This window comes from Caballeronia udeis, from assembly GCF_001544555.2.
Taxonomy (GTDB): domain Bacteria; phylum Pseudomonadota; class Gammaproteobacteria; order Burkholderiales; family Burkholderiaceae; genus Caballeronia; species Caballeronia udeis.
The window spans coordinates 1-505 of the sequence record NZ_FCOK02000242.1 but is presented as its reverse complement, the minus strand read 5'-3'; the positions used below and the strand labels follow the sequence as shown (position 1 = coordinate 505).

1 protein-coding gene is annotated in these 505 nt (G+C 62.8%); it reads left to right on the top strand.

What is annotated here, in order from left to right:
* The coding region (locus AWB69_RS45450; protein ID WP_156529238.1) for an IS66 family transposase at positions 1-505 on the top strand (505 nt) is incomplete at both ends.

Below are 505 nucleotides of genomic sequence, written 5' to 3'. Positions count from 1 at the left end.
GAAGTCAAGGCGTCGGTGCTTCAGCACGTGCGCTTCAAATATGCATGCCGCCACTGCGAGCGCCACGCCGAGCGCACTCCGGTCATCACCGCACCGATGCCGGCCCAGCCGCTGCCGCGCAGCAATGCCAGTGCGGCGATGATCGCCACGGTCACCGCGGACAAATACGTTGACGGAACACCGTTATACCGGATGGCCCATGCGCTGGCGCGCGCGGACATCGAAGTCGGACGCGCTACGCTGGCGAACTGGATCATCCGGCCTGCTGAGTTGCATTACAGCCGTTTGTACGAGGCACTGCGCAAGACACTGCTTTCGCAACAGCTGATTCACGGCGACGAGACAACGGTACAGGTGCTCAAGGAACCGGGCAAAACCGCCCAGAGCACGTCGTACATGTGGGTGTACCGTAGTGCCGAAGACTGCTGCGAACCCGTCGTGCTGTTCGACTACCAGCCGGGGCGCGCTCAGCAATATCCCCAGGCGTTCCTCGCCGGCTACAAGG